We start from the raw sequence: 21,477 nt of genomic DNA, 5'->3' as shown, positions 1-21,477 counted from the left end.
GAGATCGTTAATGCTCAAGAAACCCCTCGCCGCCCTCACCCTGGGCGTCGCCCTGTTCGCTGGCCAGGCCATGGCCGCCGACTACGCCATCGACAAGGAAGGCCAGCACGCCTTCATCAACTTCAAGATCAGCCACCTGGGCTACAGCTGGCTGTACGGCACCTTCAAGGACTTCGACGGCAGCTTCAGCTTCGACGCCAAGGCGCCCGAGGCGAGCAAGGTCAGCGTCAAGATCAACACCGCCAGCCTGGACTCCAACCACGCCGAGCGCGACAAGCACCTGCGCAGCGCAGACTTCCTCAACACCGGCAAGAATCCGACCTCGACCTTCGAGTCCACCTCGGTCAAGTCGACTGGCGAAGGCACCGCCGACATCACCGGCAACCTGACCCTGAACGGCGTGACCAAGCCGGTGGTGATCAAGGCCAAGTTCCTCGGCGAAGGCAAGGACCCGTGGGGCGGCTACCGTGCAGGCTTCGAGGGTGGCACCACCCTGAAGCTGGAAGACTTCAACATCAAGGGCCCGGGCCCGGCTTCCCAGGAGGTCGAGCTGATCCTGTCCGTCGAAGGCGTCCGCCAGTAATCCGGGTTTGTTGCGCGCCGGCCATGGGTCGTTGGAAAAGGGCCCGGGCAGGGGCTTGCCGCTGAGCGCGCCCGGAGCATCTACTGTTTGTAGACTCCGCGCCCTCGGTCCTCTTCCGCTTGGCCTGGTGCTGGCTCGCTAAACCCTCATCTCTGCGGCACAAAAAAGCCGGCCCTTGGGCCGGCTTTTTCATGGGCTATATCCCCGTTATCTGGTGTTGACCGATCCCGCGTTGCAGGAGCGAATTCATCCGCGAATTCCGCGGCTCAAGTCAGGGCAATATTTAACGGGGACATGGCCTTTTCCAGCCGTCTACGACTCCTTGCGGGTCAGCAGCGCCGGCTTCTCGCCGCGCGGGCGAGTCTCCTGCAGGCTTTCCAGCTGCTCCAGCGTCGGCAGGCGCTCACCCTTGCGGATGATCAGCGGCTGCTTGGCGACGCGGCTGTCCTGCACCGCCGGCTCCTGGCGATCGTAGCGCGGCTCTTCGCGGCGACCGCCGCCGTTGCTGCGACCCTGACCGCCGCTGCGGCTGCGGTTCTGGCCGTTGCTGCCCTGGCGCTGGCCGGGCTTGCCCTGCTGCTTCTGGCCGCCTTGGCCGCCGTTGCCCTGACGCTGACCGCCCTGGGCCTGGCCGCGCGGCTGAGCGCTGCCCTGACCACCACGGCGCTGGTTGCGTCCCTGGGGCTTGGGCTGGGCCGGCGGTACGTAGTCGGCGCGGTTGCCGAAATTGTCGTAGTCGTCGTCGAGGAATTCCTCCGGGTCGCGCTCCGGCGGCATGTCCTGCGGCGTGGCGGGCTTCCTGGCCTTGGCCTGGCGAGGCTGGGCCTGTGGCTGCGACGGTTGCTGGCCCTGGACGGTTTCACCCTGGCCTGGCGTCTTTCCCTTGCCGCGCCGACGCTTGCGCTTCTTGCCCGGGCCTTCTCCGGTTTCGCCATCGGCCTTGGGCTCGTGCCTGGCTTCGTGCCTCGGCTTGTCGGCGCGCGGCTGGCGTTCCGGGCGCGGGCCACGCGCTTCCGGCTTCTCGACTTCGACGCTGGCCGGGTCGAAGCCCTGCATATCGCCATCCGGAATCTGCTGCCGGGTCATGCGCTCGATGGCCTTGAGCAGTTTCTCCTCGTCCGGCGCCACCAGCGAGATGGCCTCGCCGCTGCGCCCGGCGCGGCCGGTGCGGCCGATGCGGTGGACGTAGTCTTCCTCGACGTTGGGCAGCTCGTAGTTGACCACGTGCGGCAGCTGGTCGATGTCCAGGCCGCGGGCGGCGATATCGGTGGCCACCAGGATGCGCACCTGGTTGGCCTTGAAGTCGGCCAGGGCCTTGGTGCGGGCATTCTGGCTCTTGTTGCCGTGGATCGCGGCAGCCGGCAGCCCGTGCTTGTCCAGGTATTCGGCCAGGCGGTTGGCGCCATGCTTGGTACGGGTGAACACCAGTACCTGTTCCCAGGCGCCGAGGGTGATCAGGTGCGCCAGCAGGGCGCGCTTGTGGGTGCTCGGAATGCGGAACACACGCTGCTCGATTCGCTCGACCGTGGTGTTCGGCGGCGTCACCTCGATGCGCTCGGGGTCGTGCAGCAGCTTGTTGGTCAGGGCGATGATGTCCTTGGAGAAGGTCGCCGAGAACAGCAGGTTCTGGCGCTGGGCCGGCAGCCTGGCCAGCACCTTCTTCACATCATGGATGAAGCCCATGTCGAGCATGCGGTCGGCTTCGTCGAGGACCAGAATCTCCACATGGGACAGGTCGACGCTGCCCTGGCCGGCCAGGTCGAGCAGGCGACCCGGGCAGGCCACCAGCAGGTCGACGCCCTTGGACAGGGCCTGGACCTGCGGATTCATGCCGACACCGCCGAAGATGCAGGTGCTGACCAATGGCAGGTCGCGGGCGTAGATCTTGAAGCTGTCGTGCACCTGGGCGGCCAGCTCGCGGGTCGGCGTCAGCACCAGCACGCGGGCCTGGCGCGGGCCGCGGCGGTGTTCGCGGTCCGGATGACCGCCCGGGAACAGGCGTTCCAGAATCGGCAGGGCGAAGCCTGCGGTTTTACCAGTACCCGTCTGGGCGGCGACCATCAGGTCGCGGCCTTGCAGCACGGCGGGAACGGCCCGCTGCTGCACCGGAGTGGGCTGGGCGTAGCCGGCGGCCTCAACGGCACCGGCCAATGCCTCGGAGAGACCGAGGGAAGCAAAGGACATGAGCAATCCTGTCTAAGTGGGGCGAAGGCCCATTGGGAAGTTGCCTGGCTTGAATCGCTCTCGTTGAACGATCCCGTCCGGTACTGCTGGGCGATGGGTGGCCGAGCATCCGGGCGCAAGCCTGGCGGGAACGGCAAGTATAACAGAGCAATGTGGCTGCACCGCTAGTTGCCTGTCGTCTGAATTTTCCGGCTGGCTCGCTCTAGGGAGCGTGCGGCGGTGGACTCATCCGGGTGAGGCTCAGATGAAGCGCTTGCTCAATAGTTCCCGTGCCGTGGATCGGGACCATAGGGATTGTCCCGATTGTCCGGCGACAGGAACAGGGACACCGCCACGACCACGGGCGCGGCTGCCAGGCAGTAGGCGAGGCACAGCAGTCCCGAGCGATTGCTGTCGTGCAGCCGCCTCACGTTGTAGCTGAGCGTCACCAGCAGGGAGAACAGCCCCAGGCCCGCGAGCACATCACGGGAAAGGTCGAGCATGCCGTCCTGGGTGATCAGGAGCAGCAAGCCGTAGTGGAGCGCCAGGAACGCCGCGAAGCTGCGCCGGGTCTCCCGCCCGGAGAAGACCACGATGCGCCGGTAGCCTCGCAACCAGGGTCTTATCAGGTGTGCGTAGAAGAGGGCGACAACCCTATGCATGGGTTCGTTTGCCGAAGACCAGGGCCAGCAGGACACCACCGGCCAGGAGACAGGCAGCCGGGATCACGCCCGCCAGATACAACGGGATTGCGCCTATCTCCATCGACGAGTCGATGATCCGGGCGCCGGCGGTCGACTGGACATGGTCGCGGAGCTTGACGATCGTCACCGTCGTGGCGCTGGCGGCGATGGCGGCCAGCGTGAACAGCGACAGCGCTCTGTGGAGGCCGGAGGCGGGCTTCAGGCAATGACGCAACGCCAAGCCCATGCACAGTCCGAGCAGCACGAGCGAGCCTATGGTCTTGGCCCGGTGCATGAAGACGGCTTCTGGCGTCAGGGCGATAAGCGCATGGGCTTGCCCGGCCGTGACCTGTTCCAGCAGCCAGTCGTAGATCGCGTTGCCGCACAGCGCCAGGATGAGCACGGGTAGCAGGGACAGGGCCCAGATCGAGATGCGCCTCACTTCAGGAGGCTCTTCTGGTCTGCGTCTGCTTGGCCTCGAACTCCCGGATGGCCAGCTCGATTTCGTTGGCGCTTTCCAGCATCACGAGTTCGCCGGTATTGCTGTTGAAACGGGCGATCGCGGTCGACGGTGAAGTGCCGCCGTTGACCTGCCTGAATACGCTGCGCGGATTCCTGTAGAGGCGGGTCTCGGGAGTCGGGTCGGTACCGAAGATGTATGGGCTGGGTGTGCGGAGGAGATATTGCCGGGTCAGGCCCTTGGGAAGGGTATCGCCCAGCTTGGGCAGCGGCTGGATTTCATTGGTGAAATCGGCGCACTCCAGCCCCGTGGGCTTTCCGTAGGTGACGTCCATTTCAACCTCGTCGATGTAGAGCGAACTCGCCGGCCGTGGTGCCGGCTGGCCGCAGTTTATGTGCAACGTCCTTCGATGGGCAGCCACAAGTGGCGGGTTTGAGAGCTGCTTCGGCTTCTGGGAGAGACCGTCCGATCCCGCCACGACGGGACGAGCCCGCCAATGGCTCCGGGAAAGCGCTGGCCGCTCTAGCTCACCACCCGATAGCACGGCACGTAGGCGCTGCTGCCCGGCAACTTCATACGGTGCTGTTCGACGAAGGACTGCAGCAGGCGGTCCAGCGGCTGCATGATGTCCTTTTCTCCGCGCAGCACGTAGGGACCGTGTTCCTCGATCAGGCGGATGCCGTTCTCCTTGACGTTGCCGGCGACGATGCCGGAGAAGGCCCGGCGCAGGTTGGCCGCTAGCTGGTGGAGCGGCTGGGCGCGGGTCAGGTTGAGGGCGGCCATGGCCTCGTGGGTCGGCTCGAAGGGGCGCTGGAAGCTCTCGTCAATCCTCAGCAGCCAGTTGAAGTGGAAGGCGTCGTTGCGCTCGCGGCGGAAGCGCTGCACCTCCTTCATGCCGGCGGCCATGTGGCGCGCGACTTCGGCCGGGTCGTTGGGGATCAGCACGTAGCGCTTCTGCGCTTCCTCGCCGAGTGTCGCGCCGATGAAAGCGTGCAGCTGCTGCAGGTAGGGCTCGGCGACCTTCGGCCCGGTGAGCACCACCGGGAACGGCAGGTCGGCGTTGTCCGGGTGGGTGAGGATGCCGAGCAGGTAGAGGAATTCCTCCGCCGTGCCGACGCCGCCGGGGAAGATGATGATGCCGTGGCCGACGCGGACGAAGGCCTCCAGGCGCTTCTCGATGTCCGGCAGGATCACCAGTTCGTTGACGATCGGGTTCGGCGCCTCGGCGGCGATGATGCCCGGCTCGGTCAGGCCCAGGTAGCGTGCGCCGGCGATGCGCTGCTTGGCGTGGGCGATGGTGGCGCCTTTCATCGGTCCCTTCATCACGCCCGGGCCGCAGCCGGTGCAGACGTCCAGGCCGCGCAGGCCGAGTTCGTGGCCGACGCGCTTGGTGTACTTGTATTCCTCGGTGCTGATGGAGTGGCCGCCCCAGCACACCACCATCCGCGGCTCGACGCCGGCGCGCAGGGTGCGGGCGTTGCGCAGCAGGTGGAAGACGTAGTCGGTGATGCCCTGCGAGCTGTCGAAGTCGACGCGCTGGTTCTCCAGTTCGCTCTGGGTGAAGACGATGTCGCGCAGGGCGCTGAACAGCATTTCCCGGGTGCTGGCGATCATCTCACCGTCGACGAAGGCGTCGGCCGGCGCGTTGCGCAGTTCCAGGCGGATGCCCCGGTCCTGCTGGTGGATGATCACTTCGAAGTCCGGGTAGGCCTCGAGGATGGTCTTGGCGTTGTCGCTGTGCGAGCCGGTGTTGAGGATCGCCAGCGCGCACTGGCGGAACAGGGCGTAGACGCTGTCGGAGCCGGTCTCGCGCAGTTGCTGCACTTCGCGTTGGGAGAGGATTTCCAGGCTGCCCTTGGGGCTCACCGAGGCATTGATCTTGTTGCGTACCAGAGTCATCTAGGCTTCCGTGTCGGACGGCGCGAGCGCGCCGGAATGACGAGGCGCGGGGAGGGATTGTCTGTCATCAGATCGCGCCGCCGTCGCGAAGTTGCCACGGCGGCGCGCTCGCCTCAGCGCGGCAGGCCGAGGTTGTTCCAGATGGCCAGGCTCGGTTCGGCCTGGTTGAGGGTGTAGAAATGCAGCCCCGGGGCGCCGCCTTCGAGCAGGCGCTCGCACATCTCGGTCACCACCTGCTCGCCGAAGGCCTGGATGCTGTCCAGGTCGTCGGCGTAGGCCTCCAGCTGCTTGCGAATCCAGCGCGGCAGCTCGGCGCCGCAGGCGTCGGAGAAGCGCGCCAGCTTGCTGTAGTTGGTGATCGGCATGATGCCCGGCACGATCGGGATTTCCACCCCGATGCGGCGCGCGCGCTCGACGAAGTAGAAGTAGCAGTCGGCGCTGAAGAAGTACTGGGTGATGGCGCTGTCGGCGCCGGCCTGGCACTTGCGCGCGAAGTTCTTCAGGTCGTCCTCGTAGCTGCGGGCCTGCGGATGCACTTCCGGGTAGGCCGCCACTTCGATGTGGAAGTGGTCGCCGCTCTCGGCGCGGATGAACTCCACCAGCTCGTTGGCGAAGCGCAGCTCGCCGCTGGCCATGCCCATGCCGGACGGCAGGTCGCCGCGCAGGGCGACGATACGCTTGATGCCGGAGTTCTTGTACTGGCTGAGCAGGCTGCGCAGCTCTTCCTTGCTGTCGCCGACGCAGGACAGGTGCGGCGCGGTCGGCACGCCGACATCACCGTCCAGCTGCAGGACGGTGTTGAGGGTGCGATCACGGGTCGAGCCACCGGCACCATAGGTGCAGGAGAAGAAATCGGGGTTGTAGGTGGACAGCTGACGGGCGACGTTCAGCAGTTTTTCATGCCCGGCCTCGGTCTTGGTGGGGAAGAACTCGAAGCTGTAACGACGTTCTTGAGACATGGAGAAGGGTTCCTTCTCAGCCGCAGGCTACAAGCCTCAAGCGGCAGGCAGAGCGGTTCGACGCCTGCTTGCTGCTTGTGGCTTGCCGCTTGCCGCTGCGGTTAGTAGCGGTAGCTGTCCGGCTTGAACGGACCTTCGACGGTCACGCCGATGTACTCGGCCTGCTTCGGGGTCAGCTGGGTGACCACACCGCCGAAGCCCCTGACCATTTCCAGCGCCACCTCCTCGTCCAGCTTCTTCGGCAGCACCTCGACGGTCACCTTGGCGGCCTTGTCGGCGGCCGGCAGGGCGGCGAACTGCGCCTCGTACAGGTGGATCTGCGCCAGCACCTGGTTGGCGAAGGAACCGTCCATGATCCGGCTCGGGTGGCCGGTGGCGTTGCCCAGGTTCACCAGGCGGCCTTCGGCCAGCAGGATCAGGTAGTCCTCGTTGCGCGGGTCGAAGGTGCCGGCGCCGGTGCGGTGGATCTTGTGCACCTGCGGCTTGACCTCTTCCCAGGCCCAGTTCTTGCGCATGAAGGCGGTATCGATCTCGTTATCGAAGTGGCCGATGTTGCAGACCACGGCGCGCTTCTTCAGGGCCTTGAGCATGCCGGCGTCACAGACGTTGACGTTGCCGGTGGTGGTGACGATCAGGTCGATCTTGCCCAGCAGGTCGCCGTCGATGCTGGCCTCGGTGCCGTCGTTGAGGCCGTTCTTGTAGGGGGAGACCACTTCGTAGCCGTCCATGCACGCCTGCATGGCGCAGATCGGGTCGACTTCCGAGACCTTGACGATCATGCCTTCCTGGCGCAGCGAGGCGGCCGAGCCCTTGCCCACGTCGCCGTAGCCGATCACCAGGGCCTGCTTGCCGGACATCAGGTGGTCGGTGCCGCGCTTGATGGCGTCGTTCAGGCTGTGGCGGCAGCCGTACTTGTTGTCGTTCTTGCTCTTGGTCACCGAGTCGTTGACGTTGATCGCCGGGATTTTCAGGGTGCCGGCCTTGAGCATGTCGAGCAGGCGGTGCACGCCGGTGGTGGTTTCCTCGGTCACGCCGTGGATCTTGTCCAGCATCGCCGGGTAGCGCTCGTGGATGATCTGGGTCAGGTCGCCGCCGTCGTCCAGGATCATGTTGGCGTCCCACGGCTGGCCGTCCTTGAGGATGGTCTGCTCGATGCACCACTCGTACTCTTCCTCGGTCTCGCCCTTCCAGGCGAACACCGGGATGCCGGCGGCGGCGATGGCGGCGGCGGCCTGGTCCTGGGTGGAGAAGATGTTGCAGCTGGACCAGCGCACTTCGGCGCCGAGGGCGATCAGGGTCTCGATCAGCACGCCGGTCTGGATGGTCATGTGGATGCAGCCGATGATCCTGGCGCCTTTCAGCGGCTGGCTGGCGGCGTACTTGCGGCGCAGGCCCATCAGTGCCGGCATCTCGGACTCGGCGATGATCAGTTCCTTGCGGCCCCAGTCGGCCAGGGAAATATCGGCGACCTTGTAATCGTTAAAAGCAGCGCTCATGCAAAAGCTCTCCATTCGTTGTGTGCGAATGGGCGCCGTTGATGCGTTGGGTAACGCCCCGTCCGAGCCTGACAGGCGGGAGCCGGGTTCGAAGCGGGCGGGCGCCGGTTTCGAAACGGGTCTTGCGGCCTGCTGCAGCGCCCCTCGGACGGGAGGCGGGCACGGCCGGAGCGGAGCCGGCCGTGTGAAGCCGGGCGATTATAGCCAGCCGCGCGGCGCAGCCCAAGGTCTTCCGTCGCGACGCGGGCAATCGGGGCGCCTCCGTGCCGGCCAGGCTATCGCCGTCATTGAAAACATTGCCGGGACAACCGCCGTCCCGCTCGGCCATGATGGCGGCAGAAACTGACCGACAAGACAGGAGTGGCGATGAAATTCCACACACGCAAATGGGTGAAACCCGAAGACCTCAACCCCAACGGCAGCCTGTTCGGCGGCAGCCTGCTGAAGTGGATCGACGAGGAGGCGGCGATCTACGCCATCATCCAGCTCGACAGCCAGCGGGTGGTGACCAAGCTGATCTCCGAGATCAACTTCGTCAGCTCGGCGCGCCAGGGCGACATCATCGAACTGGGCATCACCGCCACCGAGTTCGGCCGTACGTCCCTGACCCTGCGCTGCGAAGTGCGCAACAAGATCACCCGCAAGAGCATCCTGACCATCGACCGCCTGGTGTTCGTCAACCTGGACGCGGAGGGGCTGCCGGCACCGCACGGCAAGACCCAGATCAGCTACATCCGCGACCGTTTCCCGGAGGCGGCTGCGGCATCCTAACCCTTGGCCGCGGGGCGGAGAGTGGCAATACTGTCGACCTCCGTTCCCACCCAGCCGTCACGATGAAGTCGAAAATTTTCCTGGCCCTGCTCGCCTGTACCCTGCTCGCCGCCTGCGACCGGGTCGATCCCGATTCGCCCCTGGGCAAGCGCCAGGCCCTGTTCAAGGACATGCTGCGCACCAGCGAAGACCTGGGCGGCATGCTGCGTGGGCGCCTGAGTTTCAACGAAAAGCGCTTCGCCGAAGGCGCCACCCGCCTCGACGAGCTGTCGCGCCAGCCCTGGCAGCACTTCCCCCAGGCGCAGGATTCCGCCGACCACAGCCAGGCCCGCGACGAGGTATGGCAGCGCCATGAGCGTTTCCAGCAGATGGCCCGCGAACTGGAGGCGGCCACCGCCGAACTGCGCACCGCCGCCCAGGCCAGGCCGCTGCAGGCAGAGGCGCTGGTCGCCCCGGTCGACAAGGTCGAGGCGGCCTGCAAGGCCTGCCACGAGGAGTTCCGGATCTACTGAGCCGGCCGCCCGTAGGTGGCGGTGAGGCTGGCGCGACCCAGGCCGTTGGCGTTGAGCATGTAGCCGACCAGCGCCGGCATGGCGCGCTCGTCCAGCTCCAGGCGCGGCACCTTCAGCGCGTGCACGGTGAAGATGTAGCGGTGCGGCTTGTCCCCCAGCGGCGGGCAGGCGCCGCCGAAACCCGGCTGGCCATAGTCGGTCAGGCTCTGCACGGCGCCTTCGGGCAGCGCCGCTCCGCCCAGCTGGCCGGCCATGGCGGGCAGGCCCTGGCTGTCCGCCGGGAGGTTGAACAGCACCCAGTGCCACCAGCCCGAGCCGGTCGGCGCGTCCGGATCGTAGACCGTGACGGCGAAGCTCTGGGTACCGCTCGGGGCGTCCTTCCAGTTCAGGGCCGGGGCGCGGTTGTCGCCGTTGCAGCCGAAGCCCTGGAACTCCTGGGCGCGGGTCAGGGGCTGGCCGTCGGCGATGTCCGGGCTGCTCAGCTCGAAGGCCTGGGCGCCGCTGGCGAGCAGCAGGCCGAACAGGGGCAGGGCGTGACGTGAAATCTTCATGGAGGACCTCCTTGTGATGGATGGTCCCCACTATGCCGCCCCATGCTTGCCGCCGCGCGCCCCGGGCGCGCAACGACTAGCCCGTTCCGCTCATCTGTCGCAGGCTGCTGGGGGCGCAGCCGAACTGGCGCTGGAAGGCTGCGGCGAAGCGCGATGGCGACTGGTAGCCGCAGGCGGCGGCGATCTCGCCGAGGGGCCGTTGCGAGGCGTTGACCAGGCCGAGCGCGTGCTCCATGCGGGCGTCCTGGAGCAGGCGGCGGAAGGAGATGCCTTCGCCGGCCAGCTTGCGCCGCAGGGTCGCCGGGCTCATGGCCAGGCGCGCCGCGACCGCGTCGGCCTGCCAGTCGTGGCTGAGGTCGCTGCGTAGCAGGTTGAGGAGGCGTTCGCGCACCGGGTATCTGCGCCGGTTGAGCAGCACGCCGCCCTGGCCGGCCTCGGCCAGGGCCAGCATCAATCCCTGCCAGGCATGCTCGGCCTGGGCCGCCTGCAGTCCGCCGCGCTCAGCCAGCGGCAGCAGTTCGAGCAGCCGGGCGAACGCCGCGCGGGCGTCTTCCGACGGTGCGAAGACCTGGGCCGGCGCGTTGCGGTCGCGGCCGGCCAGCTGGGCGCCGAACAGCTCGTGCAGGCGCTGCTGCCAGCCCTCCTGCTGACCCAGGGCCCAGGCCTGATAGCTGCCGTGCGTGCCGGGGCGATTGATCAGCTGCACCCGCTGCTCGCCGGCCAGGGCCAGCCAGGAGCCGGCGGGGCAGCGCCACTCCTGCTCGCCGATGCGCAGCCATTTCTCGCCTTCGACCACGGTCACCAGCAGGGGCGACAGGATCGGCGTGCGGTTGAGCCGCTGTTCGGCGTAGCTGTGGAAGGAGAGCAGGGGCAGTGGGTGCATGGCGGCCTCGCGAATCAGGCTGCAGTGGAAACGCCGGGGCGAGGCCTGTCAACCGCCGGGCATGGCGCACGCCGGAAGCGGGACTGGGCACGATTGGTGCGACGCCGGTAGGGTGCGCCGTGCGCACCGGGAGTTGGAGCGATTACCCAGGTGGTGCGCACGGCGCACCCTACGGCGGGTTAGAAGCCTGCAACGTCGGCCTGGCGCAACTGCTCGCGCAGACGCAGCACTTCTTCGTGGCGGAAGAATTCGACTAGCTGCCTGGCGCGGGTCGCACCGATGCCGCCGTAGGCATCCCAGTCCGTGGCGTCGCGGGCGGCCAGGGTGTCCCAGTCGCCCTGCAGCGGCGCCGAGCCGCTGGGCGGCAGCCCCAGGGCGCCCAGCCATTGCTGGAACGGCCGCTGCCGCGCGCCGGCGAAGCTGCGGTGCAGGGCCGCGGCACTGCGACTGCCCAGGCCCGGGCGCTGCGCCAGTTCGTCTTCCCGCAGTTCCAGCCAGTCCAGCAGCCCCCGCAGGCGCAGCTTTTCCCAGGTGCCCGCGCCGACGCCGGGCAGCGCCAGGCCGCGCCTGCCGCTCAGCCACTGCTGGCGGGCGGCGAACTGGCCCTCGCAGCCGGGCGTCGGTCGCCAGCAACTGAGCGGGTGGTGGGCCGCCGGATCGGGCACGGCCAGGGCGAAGCGCTGCTCGCTGCGCCAGACGACGTCGCCGACCTGGGGAATGGTCAGGCCGGCGAGGGTGACGGCCACCTGGTCGCCGGGGCGGATGTCCAGGGCCTGCCAGCGCTGCAGCGAGCCGAGGCCGACGCGGCTCACCCGGCGCCCGTCCAGCTCGACCGGCCGCAGGCGCAGCAGCGGAGTGATGCGCCCCGTGCGGCCGATCTGGAACTGCACGGCGCGCACTTCCGCCAGGGCCTGGCGCGCCGGGTATTTCCAGGCGGCTGCCCAGCCCGGCGGTTGGGCGATCCAGCCTGCGCCGGCGGGCCGATCTCCCTGGCGCAGCACCACGCCGTCGCTGGCGAACGGCAGCTCGGCGCGGTACCAGCGCTCGCGCCATTGCCCGGCTTCCTCGGGCGTTCGTACCGGCTGCGTCAGTTCCGCGCTGTCGGCGAAACCCATTTCGCGCAGGCCCCGCAGGCGCTCGGCCATGGTCGCTGGCCCGTTGGGCCAGTCCCAGACGAACAGGCCGATCCGCTTCGTCTCCGTCGCGTTCGCCTCGTGGCGGGCCATGGCCCCGGCCGCCTTGCCGCGCAGGCCGTTGCCGCCGTCGCGCGCCTGGATGTGGCCGGTGGCGCGCCAGTACAGCTCGCCTTGCAGGATCGTTTCCTGGCGGCGCGATAACCGTGCGGGAACGGCTTCGAGCGCGCGCACCTGCGTGGTCCAGTCCTGGCCGCTGCGGCCGTCGCCACGGCTGATCGCCTGCTGCAGGCGACCGTCGCGGTAGAGCAGGGTGACGGCCACGCCATCGACCTTGGGCTGCACCCACAGGTCGTCGCGGCCGGCCATCCAGGTTTTCACCGCCGCCTCGTCGCGCAGCTTGGCCAGGCCGGTCTGCGCCACTGGATGGAGGACCGGTCCGCCGGCGCCCCGCAGCGGGTCGCCGGGCGCGGCATCGTGCGCTGGGAAGCAGGCCCGCCACTGGCCGAGCAGCTCGCGGCTCTGGTCGTAGAGTTCGTCCGCGACCAGGGCGCGGCCATCGACGTGGTAGGCGTGGTCCCATTCGGCGATGCGCCGTTCCAGGGCGGAGATCTCCCCGGCGGCCCGGGCGGCGGGCCAGTCGGGGCAGGGGGCGGCGTTGGCCGCGCAGGCGAACAGGGCGAACAGCGGGGCGATCCGTCTTGGCATGGCGAGCATCCTTGCTCCATGGGGGACTGACGCCAGCGTAGCCACTCGCCGGCGGATTGCACAAAAGCGCCGTCAGCGCTGCAGCGCTTCCTGGGCCTGGCGCAGTTCCTCGCGCGCCTCGGCCAGCTTGGTCTTGCGCTTGTCGATCTTGGCCGGGTCGCCTTTCTTCAGCGCTTTCTCCAGTTCCGCCTCGCGGGTGCGCACTTCGTGTTCGGCCTCCAGCACCTTTTCCTCGCGGGTCTTGTGCAGGCTGGCGTCGTCGCAGTGGTCGACGACCTTGCCCAGGGCCTTCTCCAGCCCGGCCTGGCGGTCGCGGTTGCCCTGCGACTTGGCCTCTTCGAGCTGTGCCTCCAGGCGCTCGCGCTTGGCGGCGCAACCGGTGGCTTCGGCCGCGCCGGCGGGCAGGGCGAGGGCGGCGCAGCCGGCCAGGAGGAGGGCGGACAGCAGGGGCGTGTGAGTCATGGCATGTTCCTCGTTCGGGTGTCGGATGAGTCGACCCTTCGGGAAGGGGAATGGTTGCAGCATGGCACGGGGCAGGCGTGTGTCGACTGGCCCTGTAGGGCGAAACCAGATGTATAGGAACACTCGGCAATCGACTGGAAACCCAAGCGCCAGACCAATGCTCCCGGATTTCATCCGGGCTACGACCGGCGCGCGGCGCACCCTACGGCAGCGCTAGTCCCACAGCTTTTCATGGTGCCGTAGCCAACAAAAAAGCCCCGCCAAGGCGGGGCTTTTTTGCTGCGACGCAGGCCTTACAGGCCGGCCGCGGCGCGCAGGGCGTCGACCTTGTCGGTCTGCTCCCAGGTGAAGGTGGTGAAGCTGTCGTCGCCGACGGTCTTCTGCTGCGGAGTGCGGCCGAAGTGGCCGTAAGCCGCGGTTTCCTGGTACATCGGGTGGAGCAGGTCGAGCATCTTGGTGATGGCGTACGGGCGCAGGTCGAACACTTCGCGCACCAGCTTGATGATCTTGTCCTCGGCGATCTTGTGGGTGCCGAAGGTGTTGACCGAGATGGAGGTCGGCTGGGCCACGCCGATGGCGTAGGAGACCTGGATCTCGCACTTGTCGGCCAGGCCGGCGGCGACGATGTTCTTGGCCACGTAGCGGCCGGCGTAGGCGGCCGAACGGTCGACCTTGGACGGGTCCTTGCCGGAGAAGGCGCCACCGCCGTGGCGGGCCATGCCGCCGTAGCTGTCGACGATGATCTTGCGGCCGGTCAGGCCGCAGTCGCCCACCGGGCCGCCGATCACGAAGTTGCCGGTCGGGTTGATGTGGAACTGGGTGTCCTTGTGCAGCAGTTCGGCCGGCAGGGCGTGCTTGATGATCAGCTCCATCACGCCTTCGCGCAGGTCGGCCAGCGAGACTTCCGGGTTGTGCTGGGTGGACAGCACCACGGCGTCGATGCCGACCACCTTGCCACCTTCGTAGCGGCAGGTGACCTGGCTCTTGGCGTCCGGGCGCAGCCACGGCAGCAGGCCGGACTTGCGGGCCTCGGCCTGGCGCTCGACCAGGGCGTGGGAGAAGCGGATCGGCGCCGGCATCAGCACGTCGGTCTCGTTGCTGGCGTAGCCGAACATCAGGCCCTGGTCGCCGGCGCCCTGGTCTTCCGGCTTGGCGCGGTCGACGCCCTGGTTGATGTCCGGGGACTGCTTGCCAATGATGTTCATCACGCCGCAGGTGGCGCCGTCGAAGCCGACGTCGGAGCTGGTGTAGCCGATGTCGCAGATCACGTCGCGGACGATCTGCTCCAGGTCGACCCAGGCGCTGGTGGTGACTTCGCCGGCGATGATGGCGACGCCGGTCTTGACCAGGGTCTCCACGGCCACGCGGGCGTGCTTGTCCTGGGCGATGATGGCGTCGAGGACGGCATCGGAAATCTGGTCGGCGATCTTGTCCGGATGGCCCTCGGACACGGACTCGGAGGTAAACAGGGAGTATTCGCTCATTTCAAGATCCTATTCATTCCTGGGTTTGCTTCGCATCCGGCTTGGCGAAGTGCCGTACCTGAATCTGAAAGCCGTTCTTGAGGCCCACATAGAGGCTCTCGCCGGGCGTGAGCCCCGCGGCATCGGCCCAGTGGGCCAGATCATCCTGATCGAAGCCGAGCCAGAGGTCGCCGCAGGCCGTCCTGGCCCAGCTCTGGTCGTGGCTGCACAGCTCGGTGATCAGCAGGCTGCCGCGCGGTTTCACCAGGCGGGCCAGCCTCTTCAGCGCCTCGGCCGGGGCGGCGAAATGGTGCAGCACCATGTTCACCACCACGCAGTCGGCGGCGCCGATGTCGTCGTGCAGGGCATCGGCGAGCTGCAGCTCGACGTTGTCCAGTCGTTCCTTCTGGCAGTGCTGGCGCGCCAGCTCCAGCATCGCCTCGCTGTTGTCCAGCGCGGTCACCCGGTCGAAGCGGCGGGCCAGCTCCGGAAGAAAGCCGCCGTCGCCGGGGCCGACTTCCAACGCCGTCGCCTCGCGGGTAAAGCCCAGGGCGTCGAGCAGGGCCAGCAGGCTGTCGCGGTACTGCGGCAGGCCGGCGATCAGGTCCTGGCGGGCCTGGAACTTGTCCGCCGTGCGGGCGAAGTAGTCGCGACTGGCCGCGGCGCGCTGGGCGTGCACGGCGGCGATGCGCGCCAGCACCTCGTCCGGCAGCTGCAGTTCGTCCACCGCCTGCAGCAGCGCGCCGTGCAGGTTGGCGCCAGGCAGCTCGCTGCGCTGCAGGGCGCGGCGATAGAAGATCGCGTTGCCCTCGCGGCGGGTCGCCACCAGGCCGGCCTGCGCCAGCACCTTGAGGTGGTGGCTCATGCCTGACTGGCCGATGGCGAAAATCTGTGCCAGCTCCAGCACGCCGAAGGAGTCGTTGCTCAGCGCGCGCAGCACGTTCAGGCGCAGCGGATCGCCGCCGGCCTTGCACAGGGCGGCCAGGTCGTCGGCTGGCTCGAAACGGAGCTGGGGAACGCGCATGTTCATGGGGCCGGCAGTCTAGTCGGTCACTTTTCACACAGCAACCGCAATATCAAAAAGTTTTGATATTGACTCGGCGGCTCCGCTCCGCCGGGGCGGCATTTGACGAAGTTTTCACGCCCGCCCGGGCAGATTGCCGGGCCACAAGGGGACTTCCCGCTTCGCTCTGGGGCTGTAATGACAAACGCGCAACGCGCCGACGCCTCCCGCGGCGCCGCGGATGGGGCCGGCATCGACTGGGCCGGCCTGGGCTGGGCCTTCCTGTTCTTCTGGTATTTCTCGGGTGTCACCCAGATCCTGATCTACGCCAGCGACAGCGCTGGCTTCGCCGGCCTGCGCCAGTCGCTGGTGCTGAGCCTGCTGTGGCTGGTGCCGCTGCTGCTGTTCCCCGCCCGCGCCAGGCTGCTGGCGGCGCTGATCGGCGTGCCGCTATGGCTCTGCTCGTTGGCCGGCTTCGGCTACTTCCTGATCTATGGCCAGGAGTTCTCGCAGAGCGTCATCTTCATCCTGTTCGAGTCGAACGTCAGCGAAGGCAGTGAGTACCTGGCGCAGTATTTCGCCTGGTGGATGGTGCCGGCCTTCCTCGCCTACGGCCTGGGCGCCTGGCTGCTGTGGCGCAAGGTGCGGCCGGTGTACCTGTCGCGGCCGGTGGCGCTGCTGGCCTCGCTGTTCCTGCTGTTCTCCTCGCTCGGCTACCCGGCCCTGCGCCAGTTCAGCAAGCACGACGACCCGCGGATAGCGCTGGAGAACTTCGAGGAGCGCATCGAGCCGGCGACGCCCTGGCAACTGGTGGTCGGCTTCCGCCAGTACAGCGCCCAGCTGGCCAGCATGCAGGCGCTGCTGGAGGGCCGCCAGCGCATCGCGCCGCTGACCGGCCTGGCCGACGCCCATGCCGGCAAGCCGGCGACCCTGGTGCTGGTGATCGGCGAATCGACCAACCGCCAGCGCATGAGCCTCTACGGCTACGGCCGCCAGACCACCCCGGAGCTGGACAGGCTGCGCGACCAGTTGCAGGTGTTCACCGGCGTGGTCACCCCGCGCCCCTACACCATCGAGGCGCTGCAGCAGGTGCTGACCTTCGCCGATCAGGAGAACCCCGACGCCTACCTGGAAACCCCGTCGCTGGTCAGCGTGATGAAGCAGGCCGGCTACAAGACCTACTGGATCACCAACCAGCAGACCATCACCAAGCGCAACACCATGCTCACCACCTTCTCCAAGCAGGCGGACGAGCAGTTCTACCTGAACAACAACCGCGAGCAGAACGCCCGCCAGTACGACGGCGACGTGTTCGCGCCGTTCGCCAAGGTGCTGGCCGAGGATGCGCCGCGCAAGTTCATCGTGGTCCACCTGCTCGGCACCCACATGAGCTACCAGTACCGCTACCCGCCCGAGTACGAGCGCTTCACCGACCGCAGCGGCGCGCCGGCGCACGTCACCGACGATCAGCTGCCGACCTACAACGCCTACGACAACGCGGTGCTGTATAACGACTTCGTCGTCTCCAACCTGATCGAGCGCTTCTCCGCCACCGATCCCGACGGCTTCCTGCTGTACCTCTCCGACCATGGCGAGGCGGTGTTCGACGCGCCGCGGGCCGAGGTGCTGGGGCGAAACGAGGCGGCGCCGACCGGGCCGATGTACACCATCCCGTTCATCCTGTGGAATTCGCCGAAGTGGCAGGCCCGCCAGCCGCGCGATTTCAGCCAGGCGCTGGCGCGGCCGTTCAGCAGCTCCAGCCTGATCCACACCTGGGCCGACCTCGCCGGCCTCGACTTCGCCGAGCGCGACCGCAGCCGCAGCCTGGTCAGCGCCGACTTCACGCCGCGCCCGCTGCTGATCGGCGACCCCCAGCAACCGCAGAACCTGATCGACTTCAGCCTGATCAAGCCGAAGACCGCCGTCGACAGCGAACTGGCCCAGCAGGAGCCGCGCAAGGGCGGCGCGCAGCCGCTCTAGCCGCGGCGTCATCGCCCCTAGGAGCGAACGCCGCGCCGCCGGAGTAATCCGTCGTCCGGCGCCTCCGACTTAGTAGGGAATTGCACGGAGCGATCGTGCGTTTCCCCGCGCCGCTCCCCTACAGTCCCTCGCCGCTTGCCCATAACGACAAGAACGAGGGACATGGATCATGAAGCGACTACTGACTCCGCTGGCGACCGCCTGCCTGCTGGCGGGCGCCGCCTCGGCCCACGCCGCCGCCTACAGCGGCATGGTGGTGTTCGGCGACAGCCTGAGCGACGCCGGCCAGCGCCCCGAGAGCGGCGCGCCCGGCAACCCGGTGCGCCACACCAACCGCGTGGGCCCCGACTTCGCCCTCGGCGAGGCCTACGGCCACACCTCGCCGATGCTGATCAACCAGCGCCTGGGCCTGGCCCCGCAGATCGCCTCGACCAACGTCGTGCGCGCCCTGAACGGCCAGGCCGACGGCGACAACTGGGCGGTCGGCGGCTACCGCACCGAGCAGATCCTCGAATCCATCACCAGCGTGTTCGACCCGCTCACCGGCATCGGCGGCTCCCAGGTGCGCGCCGGGCTGAACTACAGCGACCCGCTGATCCGCCAGCGCGACGGCTACCTGGTGCACCTGCGCGAGAATGGCCTGGGCATCGACCCGGACACCCTGTTCTACCTCAACGGCGGCGGCAACGACTTCCTCCAGGGGCTGATCGTCGACGACGCCAGCGCGCGGGCCGCCGCCGGGCGCCTGGCCGAAGGTGTGCGCGTCCTGCAGGCCGCCGGCGGGCGCTATTTCATGGTGCCGCTGCTGGTCGACGTGGCCAGCCCGGTCACCGGCGGCGCGGTCAACGCGGCCCAGGTGCCCCTGGCCCAGGCGTTCAATGCCGAACTGGCGGCGCAGCTCGGCGCCGTGCGCGCGGAAGTCATCCCGCTCAACGTGCCGCTGCTGTACCGCGAGGTGCTGGCCGACCCCGCCGCCTTCGGCTTCGACCCGACGCAGAACCTGCTCGGCACCTGCTTCGCCGGCTGCGGCGCCGGGGTCAATCTGGTCCACGGCCTGGGTTCCGCCACGCCCGACCCGGAGCGGCTGATCTACGCCGACTACGTGCACCCGACCACCGCCATGCAGCGGATTCTCGCCGACCAGGGCTACTCGATCCTGGCCGCACCCTGGGAGATCGGCCTGCTGCCCGAGGCTGGCGAGTCCGCCCTGCGCGGCAGCCAGGAGCGCCTGCGCCAGCAGTGGCTGGGCGACCACGGCGCCTGGCAGGCGGTTGGGCGCTGGCGCGGCTTCGTCGACGGCAGCACGCGCCGCGCCGAACTGGACGGCGCCGCCACCCGCGCCGACGGCGACCTGCGCGGCAAGGGCCTGAGCCTGGGCGGCAGCTATCGCCTGGCCGAGCGCTGGCGGCTGGGCGCCGCGCTGGATGTGCAGGAACAGGACCTGCGGCTCGGCCCGCGGGACTCCGACTACGGCCTGCGCAGCTACCTGGCCAGCGCCTTCGCCCAGTACCGCGACGGCCTGCTCTGGGGTGACGCGGTACTGAGCGCCGGCCACCTCGACTACCGCGACCTGGAACGGCGCTTCGCCCTCGGCGCCACCACCCGCACCGAGCGCGGCGACACCGACGGCCAGGTGCTGGCCCTCGGCGGCCGCCTGGGCGTCGAGCTGCAGGCCGGCGCGCGCCTGCGGCTCAGCCCCTACCTCGGCGCGGACCTGGCGCGTATCGAGGTGGACGGCTATCGCGAGTCGGGCGCCAGCTCCACCGCGCTGGGCTTCGGCGACCAGACGCGCGACTCGCGGCGCCTGGGCGTCGGCCTGCAGGCCCACTACCGGCTGGCCGAGGATGCCGAGCTGTTCGCCGAGGTGGTCCACGAGAAGGAGTTCGAGGACGACCGGGGCGACGTGGACATGCGCCTGAACAGCGTGCCCGGCGTGGGCTTCACCCTCGCCGCGGCGGAACGGGAGGAACACCAGACCCGCGCCGCCCTCGGCCTGCGCCAGCACCTGGCGCCCGACCTGGCCCTGCGCCTGGGCTACGACTACCGCAAGGCCGGGGGCGACGCGCTGCATGGCGTCGGGCTGAGCCTGTCGCTGGACTGGTAGCGGGGTGGTGCGCGCGGCGCACCCTACGGTGTCTGCGTGGCATCGGTAGGGTGCGCCGCGCAGCACCGCTGCCACTTGTGAGAGGCGCATCACACGGATAGCATGAGAAGCATTCTCATATGAATGCTGGCGCCTGGGGCTCCAGCCCGGAGTGCGTTCATGTCCGCTGTCGACAGTTCCCTGCACGAAGCCGTGCAGCACCTCTACCGTGACCATCACGGTTGGCTGTACGGCTGGCTGCGTCGCCGTCTGGGCTGTGCCGACAACGCCGCCGATCTGGCCCAGGACACCTTCGCCCGCCTGCTCGCCTCGCGCCGGGTTTTGGAGGCGCGCGAGCCGCGCGCCTACCTGACCACCGTGGCCAGGGGCCTGCTGGTCAACTGGTACCAGCGCCAGTCCCTGGAGCGCGCCTACCTGGACGCCCTGGCCGCACTGCCCGAGGAACTGGCGCCGCCGCCGGAACGGCGCCTGCTGGTGCTGGAGACCCTGCACGAGATCGACGCCATGCTCGACGGCCTGCCCGAAGGGGTGCGCCGGGCGTTCCTGCTGTCCCAGCTCGAAGGCATGAAATACGAGGCCATCGCTGCTGAGCTGGGGGTTTCCCTCGGCTCGATCAAGCGCTACATGCAGCAGGCCTTCCGCCAGTGCCTGGAACTGATGGCATGAGCCGCGGCGAGGCGCCCATCGCCCCGGCCATCCTCGACGAGGCCGCCGCCTGGCTGGTGCAACTGCACTGCGGCCAGCAGAGCGAGGCGGACCGGCAGGCCTGTGCCCGCTGGCGCCAGCTCAGCCGCGAGCATGCCCTGGCCTGGGAGCGCGCCGAACGGCTGATGGCGCGCCTGGGCAGCCTGCCGCCGGAACTGGCGGTGCCCGCCCTGGCCCGCGAGGGCAACCCGGCGCGGCGGCGCGCCCTGAAGCAATTGGCGATGCTGATCGGCGCCGCGCCGCTGGCCTGGGCCGCCTGCTCGCAGGCGCCCTGGCGCCCCTGGCTGGCAGACCGGAGCACGGCCGTCGGCGAGCAGCGCGAGAGCGAACTGCCCGACGGCAGCCGGCTGACCCTGAACACCGACAGCGCCGTCGACCTGCGTTTCGACGCCGAGCGCCGGCGCCTGCGCCTGCTCCAGGGCGAACTGCTGCTGAATGTGCGCGACGAGGCGCGGCCGTTCGGCGTCGAGGTCGGCGCCGGCACCCTGCTGGCCCGGGCGGCGCGCTTCAGCCTGCACGAGCGCGGCGCCCAGGCGCGTCTGGTGGTGCTCGAAGGTTCGGTGCGGGTGGTGCCGCGCGATGGCGCGGCGGTGCGCGTCGACGCCGGCCGCCAGGGCTTGTTCGATGCCCGCACGGTCGGCCCGCTGGCGCCCGCCGACGCCAGCGCGGTGGCCTGGTCCCGGGGCATGCTGATGGCCGACCGCATGCCCCTCGGCGACTTTGTCGTCGAGCTGTCGCGCTACCGCCGCGGCGTGCTGCGCTGCGCGCCGGAACTGGCCGGCCTGGCCATCTCCGGGGCCTTCCCGGTGCGCGACATCGACCGTTCCCTGGGCATGCTGGAGGCGACCTACGCGCTGCGCGTACGGCGCCTGACCCGCTACTGGATCAGCCTGGAGCCGGTGGTCGGATGAAAACCGTTGCCGGTGAGCACAACCCCTGTAGGAGCGGACTTGTCCGCG

At 68.7% G+C, this 21,477-nt stretch carries 20 protein-coding genes and 1 riboswitch; of the genes, 7 read left to right on the top strand and 13 right to left on the bottom strand.

Translation table 11 applies throughout. The annotated features are described in order from the left end of the window. The first annotated feature begins 10 nt into the window (after window positions 1-10). Window positions 11-583 (top strand): YceI family protein, encoded by a 573-nt coding sequence (locus N5D30_RS12735; RefSeq protein WP_279909291.1) that lies wholly within the window; start codon window positions 11-13, stop codon window positions 581-583. Window positions 584-895: 312 nt separating this feature from the next. Here the strand turns inward: N5D30_RS12735 and N5D30_RS12730 are convergent, their stop codons facing one another. From N5D30_RS12730 to ahcY, 7 genes are all read right to left on the bottom strand, one after another. After that, window positions 896-2,767, bottom strand: coding sequence for a DEAD/DEAH box helicase (locus tag N5D30_RS12730; RefSeq protein ID WP_279909290.1), 1,872 nt, complete (start codon window positions 2,765-2,767; stop codon window positions 896-898). A 257-nt stretch (window positions 2,768-3,024) separates the two neighbouring features. Next, complete coding sequence (locus tag N5D30_RS12725; protein WP_279909288.1) at window positions 3,025-3,408, bottom strand: DUF805 domain-containing protein; 384 nt, start codon at window positions 3,406-3,408, stop codon at window positions 3,025-3,027. After that, window positions 3,401-3,871, bottom strand: a complete 471-nt coding sequence (locus tag N5D30_RS12720) for a hypothetical protein (RefSeq protein ID WP_279909287.1) — start codon at window positions 3,869-3,871, stop codon at window positions 3,401-3,403. Before N5D30_RS12720 ends, N5D30_RS12725 begins: the two co-directional genes overlap by 8 nt. A gap of 1 nt (window position 3,872) precedes the next feature. Beyond that, complete coding sequence (locus tag N5D30_RS12715; protein ID WP_279909285.1) at window positions 3,873-4,223, bottom strand: hypothetical protein; 351 nt, start codon at window positions 4,221-4,223, stop codon at window positions 3,873-3,875. A gap of 188 nt (window positions 4,224-4,411) precedes the next feature. Then, window positions 4,412-5,788: a nucleotide 5'-monophosphate nucleosidase PpnN gene (gene ppnN / locus N5D30_RS12710; protein ID WP_279909283.1), complete on the bottom strand. Its 1,377-nt coding sequence runs from the start codon at window positions 5,786-5,788 to the stop codon at window positions 4,412-4,414. A 113-nt stretch (window positions 5,789-5,901) separates the two neighbouring features. Next, window positions 5,902-6,747 (bottom strand): methylenetetrahydrofolate reductase [NAD(P)H], encoded by an 846-nt coding sequence (gene metF, locus N5D30_RS12705; RefSeq protein ID WP_220812336.1) that lies wholly within the window; start codon window positions 6,745-6,747, stop codon window positions 5,902-5,904. A 101-nt stretch (window positions 6,748-6,848) separates the two neighbouring features. Next, window positions 6,849-8,258: an adenosylhomocysteinase gene (gene ahcY / locus N5D30_RS12700; protein WP_279909282.1), complete on the bottom strand. Its 1,410-nt coding sequence runs from the start codon at window positions 8,256-8,258 to the stop codon at window positions 6,849-6,851. Between the two features lie 8 nt (window positions 8,259-8,266). Then, window positions 8,267-8,395: riboswitch (S-adenosyl-L-homocysteine riboswitch) on the bottom strand. A gap of 214 nt (window positions 8,396-8,609) precedes the next feature. Here ahcY and N5D30_RS12695 point away from each other — a divergent pair. After that, on the top strand, window positions 8,610-9,014 hold the full coding sequence (locus N5D30_RS12695) for a hotdog domain-containing protein (RefSeq protein WP_279901710.1): 405 nt from the start codon (window positions 8,610-8,612) through the stop codon (window positions 9,012-9,014). Between the two features lie 62 nt (window positions 9,015-9,076). Continuing rightward, the gene (locus N5D30_RS12690) at window positions 9,077-9,526 is read left to right on the top strand and encodes a cytochrome c (RefSeq protein WP_279909281.1); all 450 of its coding nucleotides are present in this window, start codon (window positions 9,077-9,079) and stop codon (window positions 9,524-9,526) included. Here the strand turns inward: N5D30_RS12690 and N5D30_RS12685 are convergent. The 6 genes from N5D30_RS12685 to N5D30_RS12660 all read right to left on the bottom strand — a co-directional run bounded on the left by N5D30_RS12685 (window position 9,520) and on the right by N5D30_RS12660 (window position 15,756). After that, the gene (locus N5D30_RS12685; RefSeq protein ID WP_279909280.1) at window positions 9,520-10,077 is read right to left on the bottom strand and encodes a YbhB/YbcL family Raf kinase inhibitor-like protein; all 558 of its coding nucleotides are present in this window, start codon (window positions 10,075-10,077) and stop codon (window positions 9,520-9,522) included. The two genes, N5D30_RS12690 and N5D30_RS12685, sit on opposite strands and share 7 nt — an antisense overlap. A 76-nt stretch (window positions 10,078-10,153) precedes the next feature. After that, a complete protein-coding gene (locus tag N5D30_RS12680) occupies window positions 10,154-10,960 on the bottom strand; it encodes an AraC family transcriptional regulator (RefSeq protein WP_279909279.1) in 807 nt (268 codons plus the stop codon). A gap of 179 nt (window positions 10,961-11,139) precedes the next feature. Continuing rightward, entirely contained in the window at window positions 11,140-12,801 is a 1,662-nt protein-coding gene (gene ligB, locus N5D30_RS12675; RefSeq protein ID WP_279909278.1) for an NAD-dependent DNA ligase LigB, read from the bottom strand. 72 nt (window positions 12,802-12,873) lie between these two features. After that, window positions 12,874-13,263, bottom strand: coding sequence for a DUF1090 domain-containing protein (locus tag N5D30_RS12670; RefSeq protein ID WP_279909277.1), 390 nt, complete (start codon window positions 13,261-13,263; stop codon window positions 12,874-12,876). 293 nt (window positions 13,264-13,556) lie between these two features. Beyond that, window positions 13,557-14,747, bottom strand: a complete 1,191-nt coding sequence (metK, locus tag N5D30_RS12665) for a methionine adenosyltransferase (protein ID WP_279909275.1) — start codon at window positions 14,745-14,747, stop codon at window positions 13,557-13,559. Between the two features lie 13 nt (window positions 14,748-14,760). Further along, on the bottom strand, window positions 14,761-15,756 hold the full coding sequence (locus N5D30_RS12660; RefSeq protein WP_279909274.1) for a metalloregulator ArsR/SmtB family transcription factor: 996 nt from the start codon (window positions 15,754-15,756) through the stop codon (window positions 14,761-14,763). 171 nt (window positions 15,757-15,927) lie between these two features. Here N5D30_RS12660 and cptA point away from each other — a divergent pair, with 171 nt between their 5' ends. From cptA to N5D30_RS12640, 4 genes are all read left to right on the top strand, one after another. Then, complete coding sequence (gene cptA, locus N5D30_RS12655; protein WP_279909273.1) at window positions 15,928-17,709, top strand: phosphoethanolamine transferase CptA; 1,782 nt, start codon at window positions 15,928-15,930, stop codon at window positions 17,707-17,709. Between the two features lie 169 nt (window positions 17,710-17,878). Continuing rightward, window positions 17,879-19,813 carry an autotransporter domain-containing SGNH/GDSL hydrolase family protein gene (locus tag N5D30_RS12650; protein WP_279909272.1) on the top strand — a complete coding sequence of 645 codons (1,935 nt, stop codon included), beginning with the start codon at window positions 17,879-17,881 and terminating at the stop codon, window positions 19,811-19,813. 159 nt (window positions 19,814-19,972) lie between these two features. Further along, entirely contained in the window at window positions 19,973-20,479 is a 507-nt protein-coding gene (locus tag N5D30_RS12645; protein ID WP_220812325.1) for a sigma-70 family RNA polymerase sigma factor, read from the top strand. Next, window positions 20,476-21,429, top strand: a complete 954-nt coding sequence (locus N5D30_RS12640; RefSeq protein ID WP_279909271.1) for a FecR family protein — start codon at window positions 20,476-20,478, stop codon at window positions 21,427-21,429. The genes N5D30_RS12645 and N5D30_RS12640 overlap by 4 nt, the downstream gene beginning before the upstream one ends. The last annotated feature ends 48 nt before the right edge of the window (window positions 21,430-21,477 follow it).

The organism is Pseudomonas sp. GD03875, assembly GCF_029840585.1.
GTDB classification, from domain to species: Bacteria; Pseudomonadota; Gammaproteobacteria; order Pseudomonadales; family Pseudomonadaceae; genus Aquipseudomonas; species Aquipseudomonas paralcaligenes.
Note: the sequence above shows the minus strand (reverse complement) of the source record. Positions and strands in the feature narration are given on the sequence as shown.